At 49.8% G+C, this 23,361-nt stretch carries 19 protein-coding genes; 11 read left to right on the forward strand and 8 right to left on the reverse strand.

Going from position 1 to position 23,361, the window contains the following annotated elements:
- The first annotated feature begins 53 nt into the window (after positions 1 to 53).
- Positions 54 to 1,604, forward strand: a complete 1,551-nt coding sequence (gene gntK, locus G3352_RS07965) for a gluconokinase (protein ID WP_163755511.1) — start codon at positions 54 to 56, stop codon at positions 1,602 to 1,604.
- Positions 1,605 to 1,834: 230 nt separating this feature from the next.
- Here gntK and G3352_RS07970 read toward each other — a convergent pair whose 3' ends face one another.
- Positions 1,835 to 2,209 carry a nuclear transport factor 2 family protein gene (locus tag G3352_RS07970; protein WP_163755513.1) on the reverse strand — a complete coding sequence of 125 codons (375 nt, stop codon included), beginning with the start codon at positions 2,207 to 2,209 and terminating at the stop codon, positions 1,835 to 1,837.
- Between the two features lie 161 nt (positions 2,210 to 2,370).
- Between G3352_RS07970 and G3352_RS07975 the strand changes: the two genes are divergently transcribed.
- Both G3352_RS07975 and G3352_RS07980 read left to right on the forward strand, forming a co-directional pair.
- Positions 2,371 to 2,688: an ArsR/SmtB family transcription factor gene (locus G3352_RS07975; protein WP_240342981.1), complete on the forward strand. Its 318-nt coding sequence runs from the start codon at positions 2,371 to 2,373 to the stop codon at positions 2,686 to 2,688.
- Between the two features lie 63 nt (positions 2,689 to 2,751).
- Positions 2,752 to 3,567: a hypothetical protein gene (locus G3352_RS07980; protein WP_163755515.1), complete on the forward strand. Its 816-nt coding sequence runs from the start codon at positions 2,752 to 2,754 to the stop codon at positions 3,565 to 3,567.
- Between the two features lie 237 nt (positions 3,568 to 3,804).
- Here the strand turns inward: G3352_RS07980 and G3352_RS07985 are convergent, their stop codons facing one another.
- Positions 3,805 to 6,129, reverse strand: a complete 2,325-nt coding sequence (locus G3352_RS07985) for an ABC transporter permease (protein ID WP_163755517.1) — start codon at positions 6,127 to 6,129, stop codon at positions 3,805 to 3,807.
- Entirely contained in the window at positions 6,129 to 6,833 is a 705-nt protein-coding gene (locus G3352_RS07990; protein ID WP_163755519.1) for an ABC transporter ATP-binding protein, read from the reverse strand. Before G3352_RS07990 ends, G3352_RS07985 begins: the two co-directional genes overlap by 1 nt.
- Before the next feature lie 249 nt (positions 6,834 to 7,082).
- Between G3352_RS07990 and G3352_RS07995 the strand changes: the two genes are divergently transcribed.
- The 4 genes from G3352_RS07995 (at position 7,083) to G3352_RS08010 (ending at position 10,090) form a co-directional block, all read left to right on the forward strand.
- A complete protein-coding gene (locus G3352_RS07995; protein ID WP_111619444.1) occupies positions 7,083 to 7,469 on the forward strand; it encodes a GntR family transcriptional regulator in 387 nt (128 codons plus the stop codon).
- Between the two features lie 19 nt (positions 7,470 to 7,488).
- Positions 7,489 to 8,346 carry an ATP-binding cassette domain-containing protein gene (locus G3352_RS08000; protein WP_345940737.1) on the forward strand — a complete coding sequence of 286 codons (858 nt, stop codon included), beginning with the start codon at positions 7,489 to 7,491 and terminating at the stop codon, positions 8,344 to 8,346.
- 1 nt (position 8,347) lies between these two features.
- Positions 8,348 to 9,025, forward strand: coding sequence for a hypothetical protein (locus G3352_RS08005; RefSeq protein ID WP_163755522.1), 678 nt, complete (start codon positions 8,348 to 8,350; stop codon positions 9,023 to 9,025).
- A gap of 105 nt (positions 9,026 to 9,130) precedes the next feature.
- Complete coding sequence (locus G3352_RS08010; protein ID WP_163755524.1) at positions 9,131 to 10,090, forward strand: MraY family glycosyltransferase; 960 nt, start codon at positions 9,131 to 9,133, stop codon at positions 10,088 to 10,090.
- A 192-nt stretch (positions 10,091 to 10,282) separates the two neighbouring features.
- On the opposite strand, the gene cydC is transcribed toward G3352_RS08010, so the two are convergent.
- The 4 genes from cydC to G3352_RS08030 are packed head-to-tail and all read right to left on the reverse strand — an operon-like array spanning position 10,283 to position 16,525.
- A complete protein-coding gene (gene cydC / locus G3352_RS08015; protein ID WP_163755527.1) occupies positions 10,283 to 12,232 on the reverse strand; it encodes a thiol reductant ABC exporter subunit CydC in 1,950 nt (649 codons plus the stop codon).
- Position 12,233: 1 nt separating this feature from the next.
- On the reverse strand, positions 12,234 to 14,108 hold the full coding sequence (gene cydD, locus G3352_RS08020) for a thiol reductant ABC exporter subunit CydD (RefSeq protein ID WP_163755529.1): 1,875 nt from the start codon (positions 14,106 to 14,108) through the stop codon (positions 12,234 to 12,236).
- 1 nt (position 14,109) lies between these two features.
- Positions 14,110 to 15,126 (reverse strand): cytochrome d ubiquinol oxidase subunit II, encoded by a 1,017-nt coding sequence (gene cydB / locus G3352_RS08025; RefSeq protein WP_099857679.1) that lies wholly within the window; start codon positions 15,124 to 15,126, stop codon positions 14,110 to 14,112.
- Complete coding sequence (locus G3352_RS08030; protein ID WP_163755531.1) at positions 15,110 to 16,525, reverse strand: cytochrome ubiquinol oxidase subunit I; 1,416 nt, start codon at positions 16,523 to 16,525, stop codon at positions 15,110 to 15,112. Before G3352_RS08030 ends, cydB begins: the two co-directional genes overlap by 17 nt.
- Positions 16,526 to 16,954: 429 nt before the next feature.
- On the opposite strand from G3352_RS08030, the gene G3352_RS08035 reads away from it, so the two are divergent.
- Genes G3352_RS08035 through G3352_RS08055 form a run of 4 tightly spaced genes read left to right on the forward strand, consistent with a single transcriptional unit; the run spans position 16,955 to position 21,264 of the window.
- Complete coding sequence (locus tag G3352_RS08035) at positions 16,955 to 18,253, forward strand: tetratricopeptide repeat protein (RefSeq protein ID WP_163755533.1); 1,299 nt, start codon at positions 16,955 to 16,957, stop codon at positions 18,251 to 18,253.
- Entirely contained in the window at positions 18,250 to 19,164 is a 915-nt protein-coding gene (locus G3352_RS08040; RefSeq protein ID WP_240342982.1) for a glycosyltransferase, read from the forward strand. Before G3352_RS08035 ends, G3352_RS08040 begins: the two co-directional genes overlap by 4 nt.
- Before the next feature lies 1 nt (position 19,165).
- Positions 19,166 to 20,596, forward strand: a complete 1,431-nt coding sequence (locus G3352_RS31095) for a glycosyltransferase family 4 protein (RefSeq protein ID WP_240342983.1) — start codon at positions 19,166 to 19,168, stop codon at positions 20,594 to 20,596.
- On the forward strand, positions 20,593 to 21,264 hold the full coding sequence (locus G3352_RS08055) for a class I SAM-dependent methyltransferase (RefSeq protein ID WP_163755537.1): 672 nt from the start codon (positions 20,593 to 20,595) through the stop codon (positions 21,262 to 21,264). The genes G3352_RS31095 and G3352_RS08055 overlap by 4 nt, the downstream gene beginning before the upstream one ends.
- A gap of 83 nt (positions 21,265 to 21,347) precedes the next feature.
- On the opposite strand, the gene G3352_RS08060 is transcribed toward G3352_RS08055, so the two are convergent.
- Positions 21,348 to 23,360, reverse strand: a complete 2,013-nt coding sequence (locus G3352_RS08060; protein WP_163755539.1) for a tetratricopeptide repeat-containing glycosyltransferase family 2 protein — start codon at positions 23,358 to 23,360, stop codon at positions 21,348 to 21,350.
- Position 23,361: the final 1 nt, after the last annotated feature.

The following is a 23,361-nucleotide window of genomic DNA, read 5'->3' on the forward strand; positions in this document are numbered from 1 at the left end:
ATGAATAGACAGCATTCATTTCACTTATATATTCAAGAAAGAGGGATGACAAAATGGCTTCTTCACCCTATATGATCGGCGTAGATATCGGCACTACCTCCACCAAGGCCGTCCTGTTTGAAGAGAACGGAACCATTGTGGCTCAAGGCAGTGCCGATTACCCGCTGTATACCCCTACTCCTGCGATTGCAGAGCAGGATGCAGAAGATATTTTCAAAGCCGTAGTAGAATCAGTTAAACAAGCGACCTTCAAAGCGGGCATCAAACCGGATGAAATCCTGTTTGTATCGTTCAGTTCAGCCATGCACAGCATTCTGCCTGTTGATGAACATGGCAAACCACTGATGCGGGCGATGACTTGGGCAGACAATCGCAGTGCCGAGTGGACGGAAGCACTCAAAACCGAAATGAACGGTCACGAAATCTATTTGAGAACAGGTACGCCGATTCATCCGATGTCACCTCTGACCAAAATCATGTGGCTAACCAGAGATCAACCGGAACTGTTCAAACAGACGCACAAATTTATTTCAATGAAAGAATACGTATTTTATAAATTGTTCTCCGAGTATGTAATTGACCACTCTATGGCTTCTGCTACGGGAATGATGAATCTCGAAAAGCTTGACTGGGACGAGGAAGCTCTCCATGTCGCAGGCATCACTCCGGATCACCTGTCCCGCCTTGTGCCGACGACACATGTACTTAAGAAAGGCTTGAATCCTGAGTATGCCAAGGAGATGGGTATTGCGGATTCAACGCCATTTGTCATTGGGGCAAGTGACGGCGTGCTCTCCAACCTGGGTGTTAATGCCATTGATCCAGGCGTCGTAGCGGTTACCATAGGGACAAGCGGAGCGATTCGTACCGTCGTGGACAAGCCGGTCACTGATCCGAAAGGGCGCTTCTTCTGTTATGCGCTCACTGAGGATGCGTGGGTGATTGGCGGTCCAGTCAACAATGGCGGGGTTATATTCCGTTGGATTCGGGATGAGTTTGCGGCATCCGAGGTAGAGACAGCGAAACGACTCGGAATTGATCCGTATGAAGTATTGACCCGAGTCGCCGAAAATGTACCTCCAGGCTCGGAAGGCCTGCTGTTCCATCCGTACATGACGGGTGAGCGGGCCCCCCTCTGGAATCCGAATGCACGCGGTTCATTCTTCGGCCTGACGCTGCATCATAAGAAGGAGCATATGATTCGTGCTGCTCTCGAAGGTGTCTTGTTTAACCTGTACACCGTCATGCTGGCGATTGAAGAGAAAATCGGACGTCCCAAAAAGATTCAGGCGACAGGCGGCTTCGCCCGCTCTGAGCTGTGGCGCCAGATGATGGCTGATATTTTTGACCAGGATGTCATCATTCCCGAGAGTATCGAGAGCTCCTGCCTTGGGGCAGCTGTATTAGGGCTTTATGCTCTTGGCCGCATCGATTCCCTCAGCGCCGTCTCCGGCATGATTGGATCGACCCATCGGCATCAGCCAGACCCAGATAGCGTTCGCATCTATCGCGAACTGCTGCCGATCTTCATCCGTATCTCCCGCAAGTTTGAAGAGGAGTATGCCGATATCGCTGCTTTTCAGAATAAAACGATGCAGAAGTGAGTTGATACGACAACGAATCGCTGCACGTTAAAGAGGGCCATCCCACTATGTCTATGACATATGGGGTGACCCTTCTTCATGTACTTTTTTGTACAAATACTTCAAGTACCATAGGTGCATTGCCCATAGCACCATTAGCAACGGTGACATGATATGCAAGATAGATAACGAAGTATTTCACTAAGAAGAAATACAAAAGAATGTATGCATCCATATCCTAATTATTGCAATCATCCATTATATTTGCTGAATGCATCCTTATCTGCTTGCACATTTTCCAAATATACAATCTGTCCTGCCTCATTCACACGAGCGATATCGATGCCTGTTTTGGCATACACCGTTCCGTCCGCAGCTTGTCCACATACCGCCCAGTTCGTTTGATAGCTGCCATCCGGTTGAAGCTTCCACTCGTCCCACATATGTTTCACATCGCTATTGTATTCATAGAAAGCTTTCATAAAACCATCGAATCCTGTTCTGCTGGTTCCATTAAGCATAATCTCTGCATCCGGTGTAAACAGGGACAAGAGATCCTGCATCGCGCGTTCGTCTGTACGGGAAGCATCAAATAAACGGAAATAGTTGTTTAACAAGGTAGTCATGGGTATTCCTCCTGAGGTATACAAGCCGATTTGGATTTCAGTTCGAAAAGTTTCAAACTAACTGGGATGAAATGTACCACACTTTCCGTCCCCAGAACAACCCTCAGTTCGAAAAAAATCAAACATTGAAAGAGATTGTCGAATATGCTACCGTCATAGATATGAAAACTCCAACGATACCTATGGCTTCGGAATTGAATCTGACCACAGTCTGCAACGCACTCGGTGATCCGGTACGGATGAAAATTGCACACTGTCTGGCCAGCTCTGGCGAGAAAAACTGTTCCGCCTTCGAAGTGGACCATATTTCCAAATCAACGTTATCTCATCACATCAAAATTTTGCGTGAAGCAGGCCTTATCCGGCCTCGCATTGAAGGTAAACAGCACTTTTATTCTCTACGAAAGGAAGACTTGAACTCCCGTTTTCCCGGTCTTGTTGAACTGATTCTGAATACAACCGCGGAATATGTACATTAAGGAAAACGAAGCTTGAATCATGCGATCCATCATCTTATCGATTGTATAAAGGAGGTTTATTTCTTGGATAAAAAAGCAGCAAAAATTCTTCTAGGCACCTTCTGGGGAAGCGGCGGCTGGAAAACAATATCTGCTCCCTTCTCGGGGGATGACTTTGAATATGCCAAAAGCAGTGGTGTCATGTTCGATCCACTGACCATTACCCATGATGAAATCGTCGCACGTTTGCATAAGATTCATCAGGACAACTCCATCAAGCGACGGGTAGTATCAGCATTTTTACACAGTTTATCCACCAAAAAAGTTTACCTTCGCAGCGCTCTTTCCAGCTGGACTCTAACATCGCAACTGCCTTTGCATACCTACGAGGAACGCCGCGCACTACATGCCAACACCAGCTCCTGCGGGGATTGTAACTTCCTTCGACTGCAATCCGACAAGACGTACACGGACGTGGATCTGAATGTATTGAACTTTGAACGGGTGAAATGGGGCGGAGTCCGCCACAACAACCTGTTATACTGCCTGATGGATCTGGATCTACTGCTGGCTAGCAAGGAAGCCATCTATGAAGTGACTGACACAGACATCGCTATACTTGTGAGCATGCTTGAAGCAGCGCAAACCTGCGAGCCTCATGACAGCGCACGCGGGTTGGAGAAACGCTGGAAAGGCTTATTTCCTTCGAGCAAACAGGAACGCGACGCCATCCTCGAAATCTGGAGTGCATCCGGTCTGCTTGTGCCGCAGGATACGCCACGAAAAAGCAGAGGTGGGTACAGCGACTTCCACTTTGCCGCTACCTGGCAAGGCGATGATGGTTATAGCGCTGATGCAGCAATTTCCCTTTTTGGCTCCTATCTACCCCAGAAACTCTAAGCCCTTAACCAGCCATAGGTCTGCTTAAACCTGGTTATATGAATGACAAACAAATACTTAGGTGGATATAGTAAAAAACACTGTAGCTCGAAGGCTTGCAGTGTTTTACTGAAAATTGACCGATAATTTTCCAATAGGCATCAATACATATTTGAAGGACGACTTACTATGTGTGGAATCAATTCACACTTGTCGTTTTTTATATAATTGGCAATAACCCACTCTTTACTGCCCGATTTATTCTAAACTTTTTAACGATTCAATCATATTAATTCGGGATACCTTTCTCCGAAGCATCAAGTTAGAGAGCCCGGTAAGTAAAAATGCAATAATGATTGATACCAGCATAACAAACATATTTATTTGATCTGGGATTTGTTGATGGGTACTCGACAAGGCCTCAATAATAATCGAATACATGTATACGCTGATCGGCAGAGCTATAATGACCGCAAAGGTGGTGAGTATCATATTCTCGGAAAAGATAAGTCGATTTATTTTGTTTTTTTGATAACCCAATACCTTAAGAGTAGCCAGCTCGCGATTTCTTTCATAAATGTTGATGGAGGATATGGTGTAGATGGCGCCGAACGAAAGAATAACAGCACTAATGATAAACATAATGAAGATAAAACTATTTTGCTTCATAATAAATTGTGCAGTTTTTTTCAAATCATCTTTATCCGCGATTGTATCTACCTGGTTATCTTGTTCAAAAAACTGTCGAACGTTAGGAAGCTCTGCGGCATTGTTGGCTTTTACTAGAATCGATGTTGGCTTATAGTCGATGTCAAATCTATTCAGATACGCTATCGAACAAAAGAAAGATGGATTGGAATATTGATTGGATATTTGCGTAACCTTCATATCAACCGTTTTATTTTCAAACGACGGATCGGTGAATCGAATTTGGATCGTGTCCCCTATCGTAACTTTATATTGATTTGCATACGATTTGGGTATCAGCACGCCATTGTCCATAAGTGTCATCGGATTGTCTTTCTCGTCGAAAAATTGAATAAGAGCGTTGTCCTTCTCCGTAACGGTCAACGTGGCGTTCTCATGATCATCGCCCTTGGCGAATTCCACGGGAAAGGTCGATTGATAATAGCTGCTTTCAATCCCGGTGGGTAGCTCCACCTTCTCTAATGCTGCTCCCCTCGTGTATTCAACCTTCAAATCATAGGTATTTACCTCTTCGATCTGGTCGGCCACCCTCTGCAAAGACGTTTGCGTCCCGAAAGCAGTGATCAATAACACCGTGCTCACCACAACGCCTACGGAGCTTGCTATCGCCTTTTGCTTATTAAGAAAGATGTTTCTCAAAATGAGTTTATTGCTATAGGAAATACGTCCCCACATTTTCGGAAGCCGTTCAATAAGCAGTTTTTTCATCTTCCTCGGCGGTTTGGGCCTCATCGCCTGTGCTGCGTGTTCTCGCAGAATACCTATGCCGCTCAAGTAACAAGCCAGCATGCCGAATGCACTCGAGAATAGGATAGGCATAATGATCGAGAAGGGAGATAAGGAGAATGTTATGTTCGGCAACGAGTAGGATCTAGCATTTGACGCCTCAATCATTGGAACAAATATGATTGACGAAACGATACAACCAAGAATGGAACCTATGATACCGACCAGTATCGGGAACCCCATGTAATGGAGCATGATGCTGCTGTTCTTCACTCCTAACGCCTTCATAATTCCTACCTGGTTCCTTTGCGAATCGATGATCCGAGACATGGTGAGGAAAAGAATGATCGCTTCGATTATAAAGAGAACTAGCGGAATAACCTTACTCATCAATTTATTGTTATAGACTGTTTGTTGGAGCTGCGAGTAACTGAATGTTCGGTCTTTACTTATTTGGCTTACATAAGAGAAATTTTTGGAATGCGCTTCAACGTTTCGGCCTAATCGGTCTACATTGTACCCTTCTTCCGCATCGATCAAAACCTCATTATAATAAAGGCTACCTACGATTCGTGGAATTCCCGCTTCAGCCACATATGCGAATCCGGAATTTTTATGGTCCTGAGTTTCGTTCTTTTTGGTATATTCTACATTTTCGCCCAGTCCACTAATGGTGAATGCCACATCCTCGTTATTGACGCTTAACTTTATTTGATCCCCGACTCTGTACTGATGTTCCCTGGCGTAATGGGAATCAAGCAAGATTTGATCCTTGCGAGACGGAATGTTGCCTTCAATTATCGTAGGCGTATTAATGATATTGTTGGCGGGGATCGAGTGGATCTTTAAGGTCGCTTTCGTATCGCCAAAAGATTGCGTCGCATCAAAGGTATACCGTCCTTCAACCTTGTTTATCCCTTCGATTTCACCCAAATCCGACGTGTCCTGCCTGGAAATTTGGTCATAGTAGACGTTCAAGTCACTTAAATTATGTGTTTGAAAGTATTCCTTCGTATAAGAGCTAAGATTATTGCTTAACGTAACCAACCCCGTGTAGAAAAAAGCGCCTATGGTGATAACCAATACAAAGGCCAGAAATTGACCGATCGATTGCTTGATATCCCTTATCAATTTTTTGAATAATTTCATCACCACTCAATCCCTTCAACGCTTTGTTTATGCTCATTGACCGTTACGCTTTCGATTTTTCCGCTTTTCACCCGAATGATTTTATCCGCCATCGGCACAATCGCGGAGTTATGCGTGACCAGCACAACACATTTTTTCGTTTCCGTATTCAAATCCTGAAGCAGCTTCAAAACAGACTTGCCAGTTACATAATCCAACGCACCAGTCGGCTCATCGCATAGCAATAGCAAAGGGTTCTTTGCAACGGCTCGTGCTATAGCAACTCGCTGCTGTTCTCCTCCGGAGAGCTGGGACGGGAAGTTTTTTATACGATGATTTAAGCCGACTTTATTTAATATCTCTTTGGCATCCAGATGGTTTTTACATACTTCAGTGGCAAATTCAACGTTTTCTAAGGCATTCAAATTGGGAATTAAGTTATAGAATTGAAAGACAAATCCTACCTTCTCGGCGCGATATCCCGTAAGCTTCTTCTCGTTGAAGCTAGTAATATCCTTATCGCCAACAGTCACTCTACCCGAGGTGGCCGTATCCATGCCACCAAGTATATTCAGAATCGTGCTTTTGCCTGCTCCGCTTGCACCTAGAACAACGACGAATTCGCCCTCGTTGATGGAAAAGTCAACGCCGTTCAGCGCCTTAATCGGCACTTCGCCAATTTTGTATTCTTTCGTTACGCTTTTAAATTCGATTAAAGTTTTCATAAATTCTTCTCTCCCCGTTATCTATTTGTCATACTTCTGGTGCTCCCTTTGGCAAGTATTTTTTTATTTATGTAAGTATGTTAGTGTATGAGTATGTCACTCATGTAGCATACTATAATTCCATCGCAAACAATTGTCAATAACTGGACTTCGTGTAAAAAAATCATCATCTCCCCCTAAGAACGATTGTTTATTGACAAATTTTCGCATATAAGTTATGTTTTCCTGCTAGATGTGTAACAAACTACAATGCTGAGTGGTGAGGTAATGAGCGTCACTTTCGACGAAAAGCAGCCAATTTTTCAACAAGTAGCAGATATCATTGAGGACGATATTCTCAACGGAACTTACCGAGAGGACGAGCAAATTCTTTCCGTTGCTCAGTTTTCTCAGCTCTTTCAAATTAATCCAGCGACTGTTGTGAAAGGAATTGGCCTGCTCGTAAATGAAGAAATATTGTATAAAAAAAGAGGGCTTGGCATGTATGTCTCGTCTGATGCCAAACAAAAGATTAAGAATAAGCGAAGAAATCGTTTTTATAAGGAATTGCTGTCCAATCTCATTTGTGAAGCTGACAAACTTGAACTGGCAACCGAGGATATCATTGAGATGATTAAACAATTAAGGAAGGAATGAATTCATTGTGAGCATCTTGGTGAGTTGCGACAAATTGAATAAGAAATATGGTCGAACCTACGCATTACGGGATCTGGATATACAGCTCGAGGAAAACGTTATTTATGGCTTGCTCGGACGAAACGGCGCAGGCAAAACAACCTTGCTAAACATCATAGCAGGTGGACTCTTCGCCAATGACGGCACCATTGAGATAAGAGGTAAAAAGTTGGGTAAAGGAGCCCTACCAGAAGATTGCTGTTTCGTACGGGAGAATAACAAGCTATTTGGAGGAGCACGATTGATTGAGATTTTGCAGTTCGCTGCAAATTTCTATCCCAATTGGGACTGGACGTTTGCTCATAAGCTTCTTCAAACGTTTGAGCTTGATCCCAACAGAAAAATCAAACAGCTCTCAAGAGGCACAGAATCACTCGTAGGTAACATCATCGGTCTGTCTAGCCGATCGTCGTTGACATTATTCGACGAACCGGTGCTTGGACTTGATGTATTGATGCGGGAAAGGTTTTACAAGGAGCTTTTGGAGGATTACGCCAATCATCCCCGTACGATTTTACTTTCTACGCATTTGATTGATGAAATCGCCCCAATCGCAGAAAGAGTCTATATCATTGATGAGGGCTCCCTCCTGCTTCATGACGAGATGAATCGGATACGGATGGCAGCTTATTTGATTCGTGGAAATTCAGATGCCGTAGCTTTGTTCACAAAAGGAAAGCGAGTATTACATACAGAATCTTACGGCCACGGAAAGCTTGCCGCCATCTACGAAAAATTCAACGATGAGGACAGGCTGCAGGCCCGCAAACTAGACATAACTATTGAAAATTTGACGCTTCAGAAGTTTTTTTCGTATTTGATCGAAGGAGGTCGTTAAATTGGGTGCATTGACCGTTCATTTAAAGGCGACCTATTTGCAAATGAGGATTTATATATGGATGGTCATTATTTTAATCCTCCTTGGCAGGTTGGCAGAATTCATTGTTGGCCTCTTTATAGACAGCAGTCAGAACACAGGAATCGCGGATGGCAACCTGCTGCTGCTTATTTTGCTCATTTTCGCAATCGTACTTCCGCTTAGCTATTACAACCGCATCGTACATTTAGGAGCAAGCCGGAAACAATATTTTTTCGGGCTTCAGTTCGTTTATACCGTGTGGGCAGTGGCCATCGCTTTATTCAATTCTTTATGGTCTATGCTTGAAGTGAATGTACTCCACAAAAACACCGTAAATCTTATTGAAGCGTTTCATTGGAATGAATTTGGCGTTGTAGGTTCTTTCCTCTATCAAACCATTTTTTATTTGATGACGATGGCGCTCTTAAGCATGCTGATCTCTGGCTACCACCACCTTGTCGGTTGGCTGATGTGGGTGCTATTCATTGTGGCAATTCCAACCGGAACAGCGATTCCTGCGCTACGCGCTCATGTTGTTTCTTTTTTTGAAGCATTGTTATTCAACGGCTCACTACTCAAGGGTGTTGGATTTAATCTTGTGCTTTTCATCGTTTTCGTGGCCGGTGGTTGGTTTTTCACAAAGGGGAGAACATGCTAAACTATCTGGGTAGAAACTTAGGTTACAATAATGACATCGACAGATTTCCTGTTTAGCTCGTATAATAGGGGGAAATTGGTAGATAGGAGTGAATCAAGCGAATTTATGGTATACATACTGGCTTTTATGCTGTCTTTTGCTGTCGTGGTTCTGCTTATTCCGCCGCTTGGTCGACTGGCACATCGGCTCGATTTTGTGGACAAGCCCCGAGAAGATGTGGAGCGTAAGCTGCATAGGCAACCCATTCCACTGACGGCGAGTTACGCGATATTTACTGGATTCTTCCTGACATACATTGTTCTTACGAAAGAAATTTCTTGGGAAACGGCGGCCCTGGTCGCCGGCGGAATGCTTCTATTAACGATTGGTACAGTCGATGACTGGTACAAAACGAAAGGCAAAGACTTCCCTGCCCTGCCTAAAATGATCATTCAAGTCTCGGCGGCAGTACTTGTATTTGCTTCCGGCATTGCGTTCACCGGGTTCGTAAATCCCTTGAATTCTGAATACATTATGCTTCCGATCTGGCTGCAATTTATTCTGACGATCCTGTGGATCTTCGGTGTGACGACAGTCATTAACTTCACAGATGGCATGGACGGACTGGCAGGTGGTTTGTCAGCCATCTCAGCCATTACACTGTTTATCGTTGCAATAACCAAAGGCCAAACCGATTCTGCCCTCATGGCCATTACGCTGGTAGGTGTAACCCTTGGTTATCTGAAATATAACAAAGCTCCCGCCAAAGTGTTCATGGGTGATGCAGGGGCTACGTTTCTCGGCTTCATCCTGGCGGTAATCGCCCTGGACGGTGCTTTCAAACAGGCAACTATGTTGTCCATCTTCATCCCGATTCTGGCACTTGGTGTGCCGATCTTCGACAACATTTTTGTGGTCATCAAACGTTTCATTCAAGGTAAAGCCATCTATCAGGCAGATGCAAGTCAAGCTCACTATCGCTTGCTGCGTGCAGGTCTGAATCACAATCAGGTGGTTGGGGTCCTGTATCTCATCAGTACCTGTCTTTGCCTATCGTCTATTATTTTGATGCTGGTGGAGATGTAAATATTAGAAATAATCGTTACAACATAAGGTGTGCAAAAAGAGACGAGCCCACTGATCCTTGGGCTCGTCTCTTTGCTATGTCGCTGATAAAGTGAATTAACCTTTTAGCGGAGTAGCTACCGTGTCGTTCACAAACCTCGGTCTTCGCCCCCTACCCTTTCCCTCTCTCTTTTCCGTACCGTATATACTCTCTTATCTGGAAGCTACAGGCGGCAGCGGAGCCGCAGGTCTTTGCCCATCTGCCCAACCCGGACGGTCAAGTTCAACGAGACGGCGGTAACGCTCTTCCCGGGCTAGCAATTGTTCGTGAGAACCCTGCATGGTGATCTGTCCATTTTCCATAAAAATAAGTTCATCAAACCGTTCCGCTCCCATCAGGTGATGGGTGACCCAGATCATTGTTTTGCCCTGCATGCTGTCCAGAATAGTCCGCATAAGCGCTCGCTCCGTTACAGGATCAAGTCCTACCGTCGGTTCATCGAAAATAATGACAGGTGTTTCGCGAAGAAGGACCCGGGCCAGTGCAATCCGCTGTCTTTCTCCACCAGAGAAACGAAGTCCTGTCTCCAGCATCGGGGTATGATAACCCTGCGGCAAAGATTCAATGAGATCGGACAATCCTACTTGCGCAGCCACTCGCTGGATTTCTTCGTCTGTTGCTTGCGGACGGCCGATCCGCAGATTGTTAGCTACTGTTGTATCAAATAGATGTGGACTTTGGTTCAGCACCGCAATGACATCCGTTATATTTTCGCCCATCGTTTGTACTGGAAGATCATTGATGAATACGTTCCCGGCGGATGGGAGCAACGCTCCCTGGATGAGCTTCAGGAGGGTTGATTTCCCGCCGCCGCTGCGACCGAGAATAGCCAAGCGTTTGCCCTGAGGAAGATGAAGGGATACCTCCTGCACCGCATACGGAGCATCAGTCGTATAACGATAACTCACCTGATCGATCTGAATGTCGGCTCGAAGCCTGGGCGGAATGCGCAAGCGGATACGTCGGTCAGAAACTCTTTCCGTGCGACTCAGGGAACCCAGCTGCTCTCCAGCTACCAGATTGCTGCCTGATACACCTAAGGTCATCTCCGCTTTGGCTCCGGCTGCTGCATTCGCTTCTTCGGTTCCAGACTGTTCTGGCTTATGCTCTTCACCTTCCAAGTGCTGCAATCGTTCCAGCGATTCACGATACTGCGGGATATGCTCCACGGCATCTCCTACGGGCAGCAGTGCTTCCGTGAGTGGAAACAGTACCAGTACAAATGCTGCAATCATAACCGCAGGCAGCTGTCCCGCAGAAGCTGCATTTCCCGCCCATAAGGTCACGGATACCACCATTAGTCCGATCACACATTGGGCAACCAGATCACGCCAGCGCGTCCATTGTCGCAAGCGGAGGCGAATCATATCTGCCTGGCCTTCAGTCTCTTCCTGCCGACGCACAAATTCTTCAGCTCGTCCACTTGCTATCCAATCCCCGAGGCCAAGCACACCATCTGTCAGACGAGTGTACAACTCAGCATTCTCCCGCTTCAGCCGCACCCGCAACTTCCACGTCACTCGGAGCGAAATGGCAGGCAGCACGGCAACCAGAAACAGCATATACAACCCCATAAACATTCCAAAACCCAGATCAACGCTGCCAAAGGCCACAACAGCTCCACCGTACATCATGAGCGCCGTAACCGCCGGAAATACTGTACGCAGGTAAATATCCTGCAGTCGTTCTACATCCTCTGCAAGAGCAACAAGTACGTCTCCCGTCTGCATACGAGAGCGCAGGAACAGTGCCTGCGGCTCCAAAATCCGATACAGCTTCACGCGCTGATCCGCGAGTATACGTAAAACCGCATCATGACCCACCAGACGTTCGACATACCGGAATACGGCACGGAAAATCCCAAATGCACGAACTCCCACGATAGGTACATATACCATCAAAATATTTTCAGGACGGAGCGCCGACTTGGAGATCAGAAACCCGGAGGTGAAAAGCAGCAGCACAGCACATAATGTAGCGCATATCCCCAGCGCAATGACTGCCACGAGTCTCCAGCGGTACTTTGCCACGTACGGAGTGATCCAGCTATTCTTTTTGCTCCCGCTCCGGGCTGTTTCTGTCTGCTCATATCCGGCTTTCATCTTACACCGCCTCCATCTGGGCCTGAATCATCTGGTAATATACGCCTTGTCGGGCCAACAATTCTTCATGTGTTCCTGTCTCTGCAACCGTGCCGCCCTCCATCACGATAATGCGATCCATATGGGGCATCCAATGCAGTCGATGTGTTGCCAGAAAGACCATCTTACCCTCAAACAGCGGTAACATCGTCTGTTTCAGTTCATACTCAGTCTCCACATCCAGATGCGCAGTCGGCTCATCCAGCAGCAGAATTGGGCGCGCGCTAAGCAAGGCCCTCGCCAAAGCCACCCGCTGTTCCTGCCCGCCGCTGAGCTGCCTTGCCCCAGCCCCAATCGGTTCCTGCAACCCATTTGGCAAGGAGGAGGTAAGCTTATGCAGACCTGCTGCGTTAATGGCATCAGCCACCTCCGCATCCGAAGCTTCAGGCATATAGAACCGAACATTATCCGCTAAGCTGCCACTGAAAATAGTTGGATGCTGCGGGATCGCCGCCGTTTGTTTTCTCCAATCCTCCATCATCTCTGGAGATAAGGGCTGGCCGTTATATAAGATCTGACCTGAAGTAAGCTGCTGGAAACCTGCTAGCACATCAATCAAGGTTGATTTCCCTGCTCCGCTCGCTCCGATAATCCCTACTTTGCCAAGACCAGAAACCTGAAACGTCACATCATTCAGCGAGCATGGCCCGTCTTCCTGATGCCGTACCTGTACGTTGGTAAGCGCCAGTCTGCTCGTTGCCTCCCAAGAGGGTTTCGATGAGAAAGCAGCCACGCCAGTTCGGGCATTTACCTCGCGCAAGTCCACCCGTATGGTGGATGGAGCCACACTGCTTAGGCCAGAAGAAGGCTCAGACGAAGAGGATTCTCCGTTCTTTTCTGACACACCATGTAGAACAGCACTTGTGTATGCTTCCTTTTGCTTACGTTCGGCCATTTTCCCTCGTTCAATCATCTGGCTGATCGCTTCCCCGGCCTCTTTGCCGTCCAGTGTAGCGTGGTAATCTGCGCCTACCATTCGTACAGGCAGGAAGTATTCCGGTGCGAGAATGAGTACGGTCAGCGCTGGTCCAAGCAGCATATGTCCTTCCGTCAGGCGCAGCCCCAAGCCAACCGCCACCGAAGCCACCGACAGCATGGTGAAGAAATCGAGTGCGAAGGAGGACAGAAAAGCCATACGCAGCGTAGACATCGTAGCCTTGCGATATCGCTGACTGACCCGAATGATCGTTTCTCCATGCTTCCCGCCCTGTCCCAGTGTTTTGAGTGTTTCCAGTCCACGCAGCGTATCTACAAAATGGTTCGCAAGCGCTTTGTACGACTTGAACTGTCCATCGATCTTGCGTTGTGCAGCCAATCCCACCAAAATCATAAACACAATCAGGATCGGCAGCGTCAGCGTCAAAATAACCCCGGACATCATATCCAGCTTGAAGACATAGAACAGAATAACGATTGGCGTGAACCCCATCCCCAGCATTCGAGGAATAAACAGTTCCAGATACGTCTTATACTGGGCTGTTCCTTCGCGTGCCAAGGTGACCAGGTGCCCTGTTCCTTCCGTTTTGGCAAAACGCGGTCCCAGCCGGAACCACTGCTCCACCATCTGTCTACGCAGATCGTTTCCTGTCTTCTCCGCGTACCGCAAAGCGATGAGCTGCAACCAGAATGACAGGGCATAGCGGACAGCAAAAGCGGCCAGGAACAACAGCAGCACCGGGTACTGCTCCGTTACGGGTGAACCTTGAAACAATGCCGTAATCGCCTGTGCTAGCCATTTCGCCTGCATGATAATCGTCATCGCCTGTAACAGTACTAGCGCTGAGGCCAGCGCAAGTACTGGCCTGATGCCCGGCAGCTTCAGCAGCCCCCGTCCCATATCAGTACTCCAGGTGATGCTGATCGTTCAGACGTTTGCGGAAAATGTAATAACTCCAGATCTGATAGCCGAGTACAAACGGAAGCAGCGTACAAGCCACAATCGTCATCACTTTCAGAGAATATGCACCGGATGAAGCATTATAGACTGTTAGGTCAAACGCCGAACCCATTGAACTCACCATGACCCTTGGGAACAGACCGATAAATACGGATGCAAACGCGATTGCAATCACGGCTCCCGTCATGCCGAAGGCCCAGGCTTCACGTTTCTGACGCACGAAGTAAGCGGCCAGCCCCAATGAAGCAGCGCCAAGGACAACCATAATCCAGAGAGCCCAGCCGCGTACGGCGAACACATCGGTCATGAAGTATGTCATCACAGCGTAGATCGCGAGGATCGCGGCCAGCGGCAGCATCAGTTTTTTGGCCATATTCAGGGCACGTTCTCTAAGATCTCCGACGGTCCGCAAGGAAGCAAACAGCAGACCATGCACCAGACACAACAACGTAACGCTCAACCCACCTACCACCGTATACGGATTGACGATGTCCAGGAAGCTGGGACGGAGCTGCATCTGAGCATCAATAGGCAGGCCTTTCATCAAGGTAGCGAAAACAACGCCGAACAAGAATGGCAGTAACGCACTGGAGACTACAATGATGATGTCCCATGTTTTGCGCCAGCGTTCATGTCTCATTTTGCTGCGGAATTCAAAGGCAACTCCGCGTCCGATCAAGGCCAGCAGTACCACAACTAGCGGCAGATAAAAACCGCTAAACAGCGTGGCATACCAATGCGGGAAGGCTGCAAACATTGCACCCCCTGCCGTAATCAGCCAGACCTCATTCCCATCCCAGAACGGACCGATCGAGTTGATCAGAGTACGACGTTCACGATCCGTTTTGCCAATCATTGCAGTAGACATGCCCACACCAAAATCAAAACCTTCCAGAAAGAAAAAACCAACAAACAAGACGGCAATCAGCAAAAACCACAACTCACTTAGTGACAACAGAATAACCCCCATCCACGCCGAACGGATCGGCCGATTCATCATGCTCCTCCGGCTTTTCGACTGCATATGGCCCTGCCTTGATTTCACGAACGAACAGGTAGACCATCACCGCTCCCAGGATTGCATAAGTGACTGTAAACGCGATGGTGGAGAACAAAATCTGACCTGCAGACACGTTGGGTGACACCCCGGCTTCCGTCGTCATATAACCGAATACCGTCCACGGCTGCCTTCCTACCTCAGTCATAATCCATCCCGATGTATTAGCGATAAACGGCAGAGAGATGGCAAACACCATCAAGCGCATAAACCATTTGCCTGCTTCCTCCAATTTGCGGCGCATCGCCAGAAATGTACCGTATATCGCTAGCAAAATCATCATTCCGCCCGCAGCAATCATGATGCGGAAGCTCCAGAACGTCGTCCTTACCGGAGGAATGTAATCTCCTGGACCATACGTCTGCTCATACTCCGCCTGCAATTCCTTCATGCCTTTGACACTGCCGGAGAACTTGCTGTAGGACAGATAACTGAGCAATCCGGGGATTTTGATCTCGCCGGAATTCTCCTGTTTGTTCGGGTCGATAAAGGCTACCACGGTCCATGGTGCAGGGTCTTCCGTCGTCGTCCACGTTCCTTCACTGGCTGCCATTTTCATTGGCTGCGTCTCCACCAGATATTGCGCCTGGAAGTGACCAGAGAAGGCAACCCCCAGCGAGGAAACCAGGCCAATAATGATGGCAATGTTGAACGATTTGCGGAAAATCTCCACATCCTGCTTCTTCATCAACTTGTAAGCACTAATCCCAGTTACGACGAATGCACCTGTCATCAGGGCACCAAAGATCGTGTGCGGGAACTCTACCAGCAGTTGACCATTTGTAATCAGTGCAAAGAAATCATTCATCTCAGCGCGGCCATTATTAATCTCGAAGCCAACCGGATGCTGCATGAATGAATTGGCTGCCAGAATCCAGAGCGCAGACAGGAATGTGCCGACAAATACCAGCCAGATACAAGCTAGGTGCACTTTTTTGGACAAACGATCCCATCCGAAAATCCAAAGCCCAATAAAGGTAGACTCCATAAAAAACGCCAGCAAGGCTTCAATCGCCAGCGGCGCACCAAATACATCCCCGACAAACCGGGAATACTCGGACCAGTTCATGCCGAACTGGAATTCCTGAAAGATACCCGTGACCACACCGACGGCAAAGTTAATCAGGAACAGTTTGCCCCAGAATTTGGCCATCGTTTTGTAAACTTCCTTACCCTTCACTACGTACAACGTCTCCATAATGGCTACCAGCAGCACAAGACCGATGGACAGCGGTACAAAAAAGAAATGGAAAATCGTTGTGAGCGCATATTGGATACGCGATAACATGATCGGATCCATACCGTTACCCCTTCTTTCTGTTCATATCGCAGTGTTCGTATTTGGCATTGAAGCCCCTTCTTCAGTTTCTGTCAGCCAAACACGTATTGATGAACGTATTGTGCCAGATAGACTATTTTATACATGTGACAATTATCACAAACCCTGCCATGCCAGCAAAAAAAAGTGACGATGGTCACACAATAGAAAAAAATAAACCTAATCTTTGGGCTTGCCAGCTTCGTCTATTCACGGAAGATGCTCATGTTTGGGACGGAACGCCCATATGTTAGTGTCAGGCATAAAATACGCTGGGCAAAATGGGCATTACATATTGAATTATTGGATTCATTAATATCATTCAAAGCAGCGCCAATCTGATGTTTATCAGGTGGTGATGCTTCAATCCATGAACGGACAAAAATGTAAATCAAGTGAGGTGATTCATCGATGGAAGAGCTGTCTCCGATCCCGGACCCGGAGCCTCATCAAGGGGTAGATGCAGAAGAGTCAAGTACGGACCTGCCTGCCTTTCGTTATATTCTTTTCCCCCGGAAGGGAGGATGGTCTGCTTTTCCCTATCCAGACATCGCTGCTCTGATGGTCGCGGAAGGGCCTGTCTACTATGTCAGCAGCCTGGAGCGCTCCGAGAAAATGCCTGCGAATATTACCGTTATCACGCTTCCCGAAGCAGAACAATTGCTGCAAGAGCCCCGTACGGTTGCTGTGGTTGCTCATCCCTACTGGCTTACCGCCACAGCCTCGCTCCATCCGGAGCTCTGTATTGTACTTCTTCCCGAGCCGGTTGGTGAAGAAGCGGAGTCCCCCTTATGGGAGAGCTGTATTTCAAGACTGGTCGGTATCGCCGATCTGGTGGGCACCACTTCAGAAACACGCTACATGAAGCTGGTATTCCAGGGTGTACGCGCCATCTGGCTGAATGGAGAGGATTCCTCCCCTGCTGGCGTCATGCAAAAGGATGACCTCGAAGTCCCTCTCCGGGACTATGAACTGCTATTCCTGCATGCGCTGCGACAGACCCTCTCGGGTGTTCAGGATACGGTCACCCAGCTGCAATGCAGTGTGCGGGCCGACTTCTATCGTCAGCTTCGGTCCAAAGCTGGAGCGCATGAGACAATTTCCTTTTTGCTGGCAGCCTATGAATATGTGCTAGAGGATTCCAGAGCGGCCGCTTCACTCAAGGAGGCCTTCTCCCACGCGATATTAAACGGGCGCAATGATTGTTTAAGCTCCCACTATCGATTCCTCTCCGCGATTCATGCAAGGGCCGGAGAAATCGAGAACGCGCTGCAGGTTTATGGAATCAGCGCAGGCAACGAGCAGGAACGGCACCATTATGAACAACTCTGTCGCTGGCTGGAGGCCGGGGAGGAACAGCTTGTCCGGGCAGAACTGCTGCGTCTGAATGATGATTATGGAAACGCATTGCGCATTTTGGATGAACTCGGAGGCGAAACGGCACGGCATTGGAAATTTCGTATCTATCAGGAGACTGGACGTGTGGAAGATGCATTAGATTTGGTGCACGCAGTGGATATTCAGGATAGCCCCAGCCGACAGGATTATCGGCAATTATCAGGTCTAGCTCTGGCTCTGCGGGGAGAACGTCACGGGGCGGTGAGACAATTTCTGGAGACGGCACTGGAGGATGAAGATTCTCTTGCGCGAATCGTCGAGATGGAGCTGTTGGATCAAGCCGTCCAGCAATTGCTGGGGGAGGTGCCATGATGCTGGACCCGAAGAAGCGCAGACTACATGTGAATGGACCGATGGTGCATAAGGATATACGATCCGAAACAACTTATACTCCAACTGAAACGCTGGAATCGCTGCATGCTGACCCAGAGGGGCAAGGGGATCAGCAGCATGCTGCAAAACACCAGGATACAGACCTATTCAGAGAGCCGTTTTCCGTTCGTCGGGTTCGTAAAAGTCAGGGCAATAAACTGACCGCCATGCTTCAGGTACGTAACGAGCGAGGGCGATATCTGGAGGAAGTGCTGGACGATTTAAGTGAATTTGTGGATGAGATCGTCATTGTGGACGATGCCAGCACAGATGGAACACCCGATCTATGCAGAGCCTATCCAAAGGTCGTTCGTCTGGAAGTGCTGGAAAAGCCGTTATTTGCGGAGGAATGGCGATTACGCAATGCACTATGGCAAGCAGCAGCAGGTACCTCGCCGGATTGGCTGCTCTCGGTTGATGCCGATGAGCTATACAGCACGGAAGCGAAGAAAGCGATACGCGCTCTGATTAACCAGGACCATGCGGACTGGATCGCTTTCCGCTTCTACGATATGTGGGGCGGACGAACCCACTATCGGGAAGATGAGCTTTGGGGGCTTCACCGACGTCATACCGCTTCCCTGGTCCGTTATATGCCGGGTTATCCTTACTTTTATCCGCAGCAAAATCATCATGTGCCTCGCCTTCCCTTGCCCTGCACCGTACTGCCCGGAATCAGCACAGAATTGAAAGTCCAGCATCTTGGCTGGGCAGGAAGTCTGGAGGATCGGGTTCGAAAATATTTGCGTTATAAACGAATTGATCCACACGGCGAGTGGGGAAGCCTGGAACACTATGAATCGATTCTGGATCCGGATCCCCGACTGATTCCGTGGAAGGAGGAGCAGTGAGATGGGCGTGGTCAGCATATTGACACACAGCTTCACCGATGGATATAACCGTGAATTCAGCCGGGTGTTCGGGGGCGGTCTGGAGCGTTACGTTCTTGATTTGTGCAGTGTAATCCGCGGATTGGGACACATCCCCGAGGTTCATCAGTTGTCCTATTTTGAAGCTTTTCAGACCCGTACGGAACAGATCGATGTATATGGGTATGCCTACGATATGAATGATGTGCCCGAAGCTTTTGCCCGAATGGCTGCCGCAGCGCGAGGGCCTGTGATCTATGCAAGCTGCCTGTGGCAGCCCATTGCCTACAAGCCGGGTAGTCTCGGCATCTGCCACGGTATTAACTGGGATCGTCCCGCGCTGCCGCTGGAAACCAAGCAGCAAGTATCGGAGCATATTCAACTGGCACTGGATGGACTTGTACGCATCGTGTCGGTCGATTCACATTTTCAGACCTTTTGCCGTGCTGCTTGTACGTTTGCGGATGCCAGTCAGGTCGTGCTCATTCCCAATGCAGTGGATACCTCCTACTTCACACCTGCTCCGCCAAGACGTACGTTCGAGCATGAACAGGAAGAAGAATGGCTGGCTGCATGGAAGAAAGATCTTGCAGGCCATGAAGATCATGCTGAAGCTACCATCTCGGGGTTGAATGCTACGTCCGTGAGGGGAAGAAACGATGGAGACGGCATGGTACGGGCGAACAGATCCGAGGTGACAGTAATCGCTGAAGAACTGGACTCGAGGGATATCCGACAGGGCCACACTGGTCGGCAGCCAAATGAGCTGATGGGTGAACATTTGAAGGATCAGGGCGACGACACAAAGGCTGCAATTCATGTGAACCCATCGCGTCCACTGCGCATTTTATATCCGCGCCGCATCAGCATGGAACGGGGCATTATTCCGATGATGCTGGCAGCTGACCGACTGCTCGGTGCCTCTCCTGATCTGGAGGTCGAATTTGCGGGAGAGCTGGTCGAAGGCAGTACGGTGGGCCGATCCTTCCGATATTGGCATCGCACACACCCCCATGCGGATCGAATTATACAGCGCACGTATGATTTTCGGGATATCCGCGATGCCTACCATCAGGCGGATATCGCCGTGATCCCGACGGTCTTCTCGGAAGGAACATCCTACGCTTGTCTGGAGGCAATGAGCTGCGGGCTTCCGGTTGTTGCTTCCAATGTTGGCGGACTGAATGATCTGATTCAGGATGGCTTCAACGGACTGCTGGTACCTCCAGGGGAAGAAGCGCTGACCGCCGCGCTGTTGCGTCTCGTTCAGGATAAGGCCGAGCGGGAGCGGCTGGGTATCTATGCCCGCGAGACGGCGCTATCCTACGACATATCCCACTGGCGGCGGAGATGGAGTACGGTATTGGAATCTTTTCTGGCAGAAGCAGGATTAAAGGAGGGAATTCGGGGATGATGGATACACCAAATGCAACGGATTTCACGGAATCAAGATACATTCGGGAGGGTGACCCCAAAACGGATACATTGGTTTTTCCACTGCATCCTGCGTGGTGGAGCCGTCCGTACGAGTACGAATGGGCACGCCAGTTTGCGCGGCAGGAAGACGTCGTACTCGACGCTGCCTGTGGTATATCCCATCCATTCAAATTCTGGCTGGCAGAGTACTGCCGGGAAGTTCATGCCTGTGATTGGGATGAGCGCATTTTGTCCAGAGAAGCGATCCGGCTGGATATCGCTTCTGATTTTGGTGAGCTGGCCGCACGCGATCTGCCGGAATCGAGCCTGGACCGACTGCATCTTGCGCAGGCCAATCTGGCTCAGCTTCCGTATGAATCGGAGATGTTTGACAGCGTATTCTGCATCTCTGTGTTGGAGCATCTGGATACAGGCACGATGCTGCGGGCCTTTCGCGAATTCGCCAGGGTACTAAAGCCGGACGGACGATTGATAGCCACGTTTGATGTGCCAGAGATGCGCCCTGATCTGCTGGAGACCATTATGGCTGTCACTGGACTGACGATCGAAGGTAAGCTGAGCGTGAAAGAACCGGAGGATGCCATCTGGTCTGACATGTATGGCCCGGCAATCCGTTGTTTTCGTGCTGTTATTCGTAAGGAGTAATTGGGATGGATAAATGGGATCAGTGATGAGGGCGTAGATTCAGATTAACTCTAAATCCTTAAATCTTTTGGATACCGAAGCCGTTAGAGATGAACCAGCAGCATGCTGCACTGGTTAGCGTATGCTTCGGTGGATGCTGCGCCGAGTGATGTCAGGCGCAGCAGGGTATGCAGGCCCGGCGGGATGGTCGTCGCCGGGCTGCCGGAGGCGGCGGGTTGCCGTGCAGTGACTTGGGCCGATTCGGCCCAATCACGCGCAGTGCGCTGCCGCCCGGCGAGCAAAGCGAGCGTGCCCGCCAGTACCATGGCGGGCACTTCGTGCGTGAAGGGCTGCTGCACGCCATGCGGCGTGCCGAATAGCGCAAGCAGCCCTTCACGCACGCTCGCGGGCGCGCGCAGCAGCCCGCAGCGGGCCGCAGGCGGAAGCGCCGCGAGCAGCGCCGGCGCCTGGCCGGGCGGCAGGGCCCGCAGCAGGCGCAGCCATGCGGCCCAGGCGCCTACGCGCGCGAGCGCCAGCGCCGCGGCGTGCACGGCCTGCGGCGCTTGCAGAGCGCTGCTGGCCGGGGCGCCGCCGCGCAGCAGCGCTTCGGCTGCGCGGGCTGCGTCGGGCGCGGCTGCCTGCTGGCGGGCCTTACGCAGCGCTGGCGACGACGCTACGGCGCCTCGCGCTGAGCCAGCCGCAGCCCGGGTGCGATGCTCGCCGGGCTGCTTGTGGCCTAGCGCCCACAGTGCCAGCGCCGCCTCCGGCCCGTGCTGCGCATGCGTCGCCCAGGGCTGCAAGGCCGCCCGGGCAGCGGCGTCCTCGCCGAGCTGGGCCAGCGCCAGCCCGGCGGCGAGGGGCTGCGCCCGCAGCGCGGCGGACAGCGATGCCGCGTGGCGCAGCAACCATTCCGGCCGATGCGCATCCAGCGCGGCCGGGATCAGCGCCTGCCAGGCCGCAGGCGGCAGGCTTATCCGCTGGGCTGCGTCTGCGATGGCGTTCGGCCGCCCGCTAGCTGCCGCCAGCAGTAACAGCCGCTGCCATGTTGGCAAGCTGCCGGGCTGTACGGCGAGCGCAGATGTATAAGCCTTAGCTGCCTCCTGCCAGCAGCCCAGCCGTTCATGGGCCATGCCTTCCAGAGTCAGGCTGCGATACGTTCCCGCACCGGAAACGGACGTATATCGACTGGCTGTGGATGCTGCAGCTTTCGCCTGTTTGAGCCAGTCAAGCGCCGCAGCATCCCGTCCCTGATCGAGCTCCAACACAGCACCAAGCTCCAGCAAGTCAGGGAAGTCAGCATACACCGGCCTCCATTCCTCAATGATAGCGAGTGCTCTCTCTGGGCGGCTACGTTCCCGCCAGGCATAAGCCGTTTTGAGTACCAGATCCGAGTGATATCCGCATTCCGGCGTAAGCTTTGCCAGCAAAGGCTGTAACAACCTGAGCGCTTCATCGTATCTTGCTTGCTGAAACCACTCGGCAGCCATGGCATATAACAGTTCCGGTTGATCCGGTGACTCATGGAGAGCGGAGCGAATCAGCCGCATATTGCGCTCGGGTTTATTTTTGCCAACAATAACGTGCTCCAGATAGCCATAATGAATAACTTCAAGCCCGGAATCGACCACACCCCACGGAGCGAAGGACAGAATCGAAGATGCCACTTCTTCATGAATCATGCCTTGAAAAGCAATCCGGGGATCATTCCGAAATAAACGACACACCGCATCCGTCACACGCTCTTCTCCTGACATTCCGAGCAAACTCGTGACCTGTATCCAGTATCCCCATACGTCGTCCTGACTTGAGGTCAGCAGCCGCTTCATCTCGGCCAGATTGTGCTCGGTCTGCATCCAGACTTCATCCGCATCCAGTACCAGAATCCAAGGATGAGCGGCAGCAGCAAGAGACAGGTTGCGGGCAGCACTAAAATCTCCGGTCCATGCCGTACTGATGACAACCGCACCATAACGACGGGCAATGTCGATCGTCTCGTCCGTTGATCCCGTATCCACAATGATGATCTCATCCACAACATCCTGAATAGCATCCAGACACCGTTGAAGTGACCTAGCCTCATCCTTCACGATCATGCACAGGCTGATTCCTGTCTGCATG

The sequence above is a fragment of the Paenibacillus sp. ALJ109b genome, assembly GCF_010747435.1.
Lineage (GTDB): Bacteria > Bacillota > Bacilli > Paenibacillales > Paenibacillaceae > Paenibacillus > Paenibacillus taichungensis.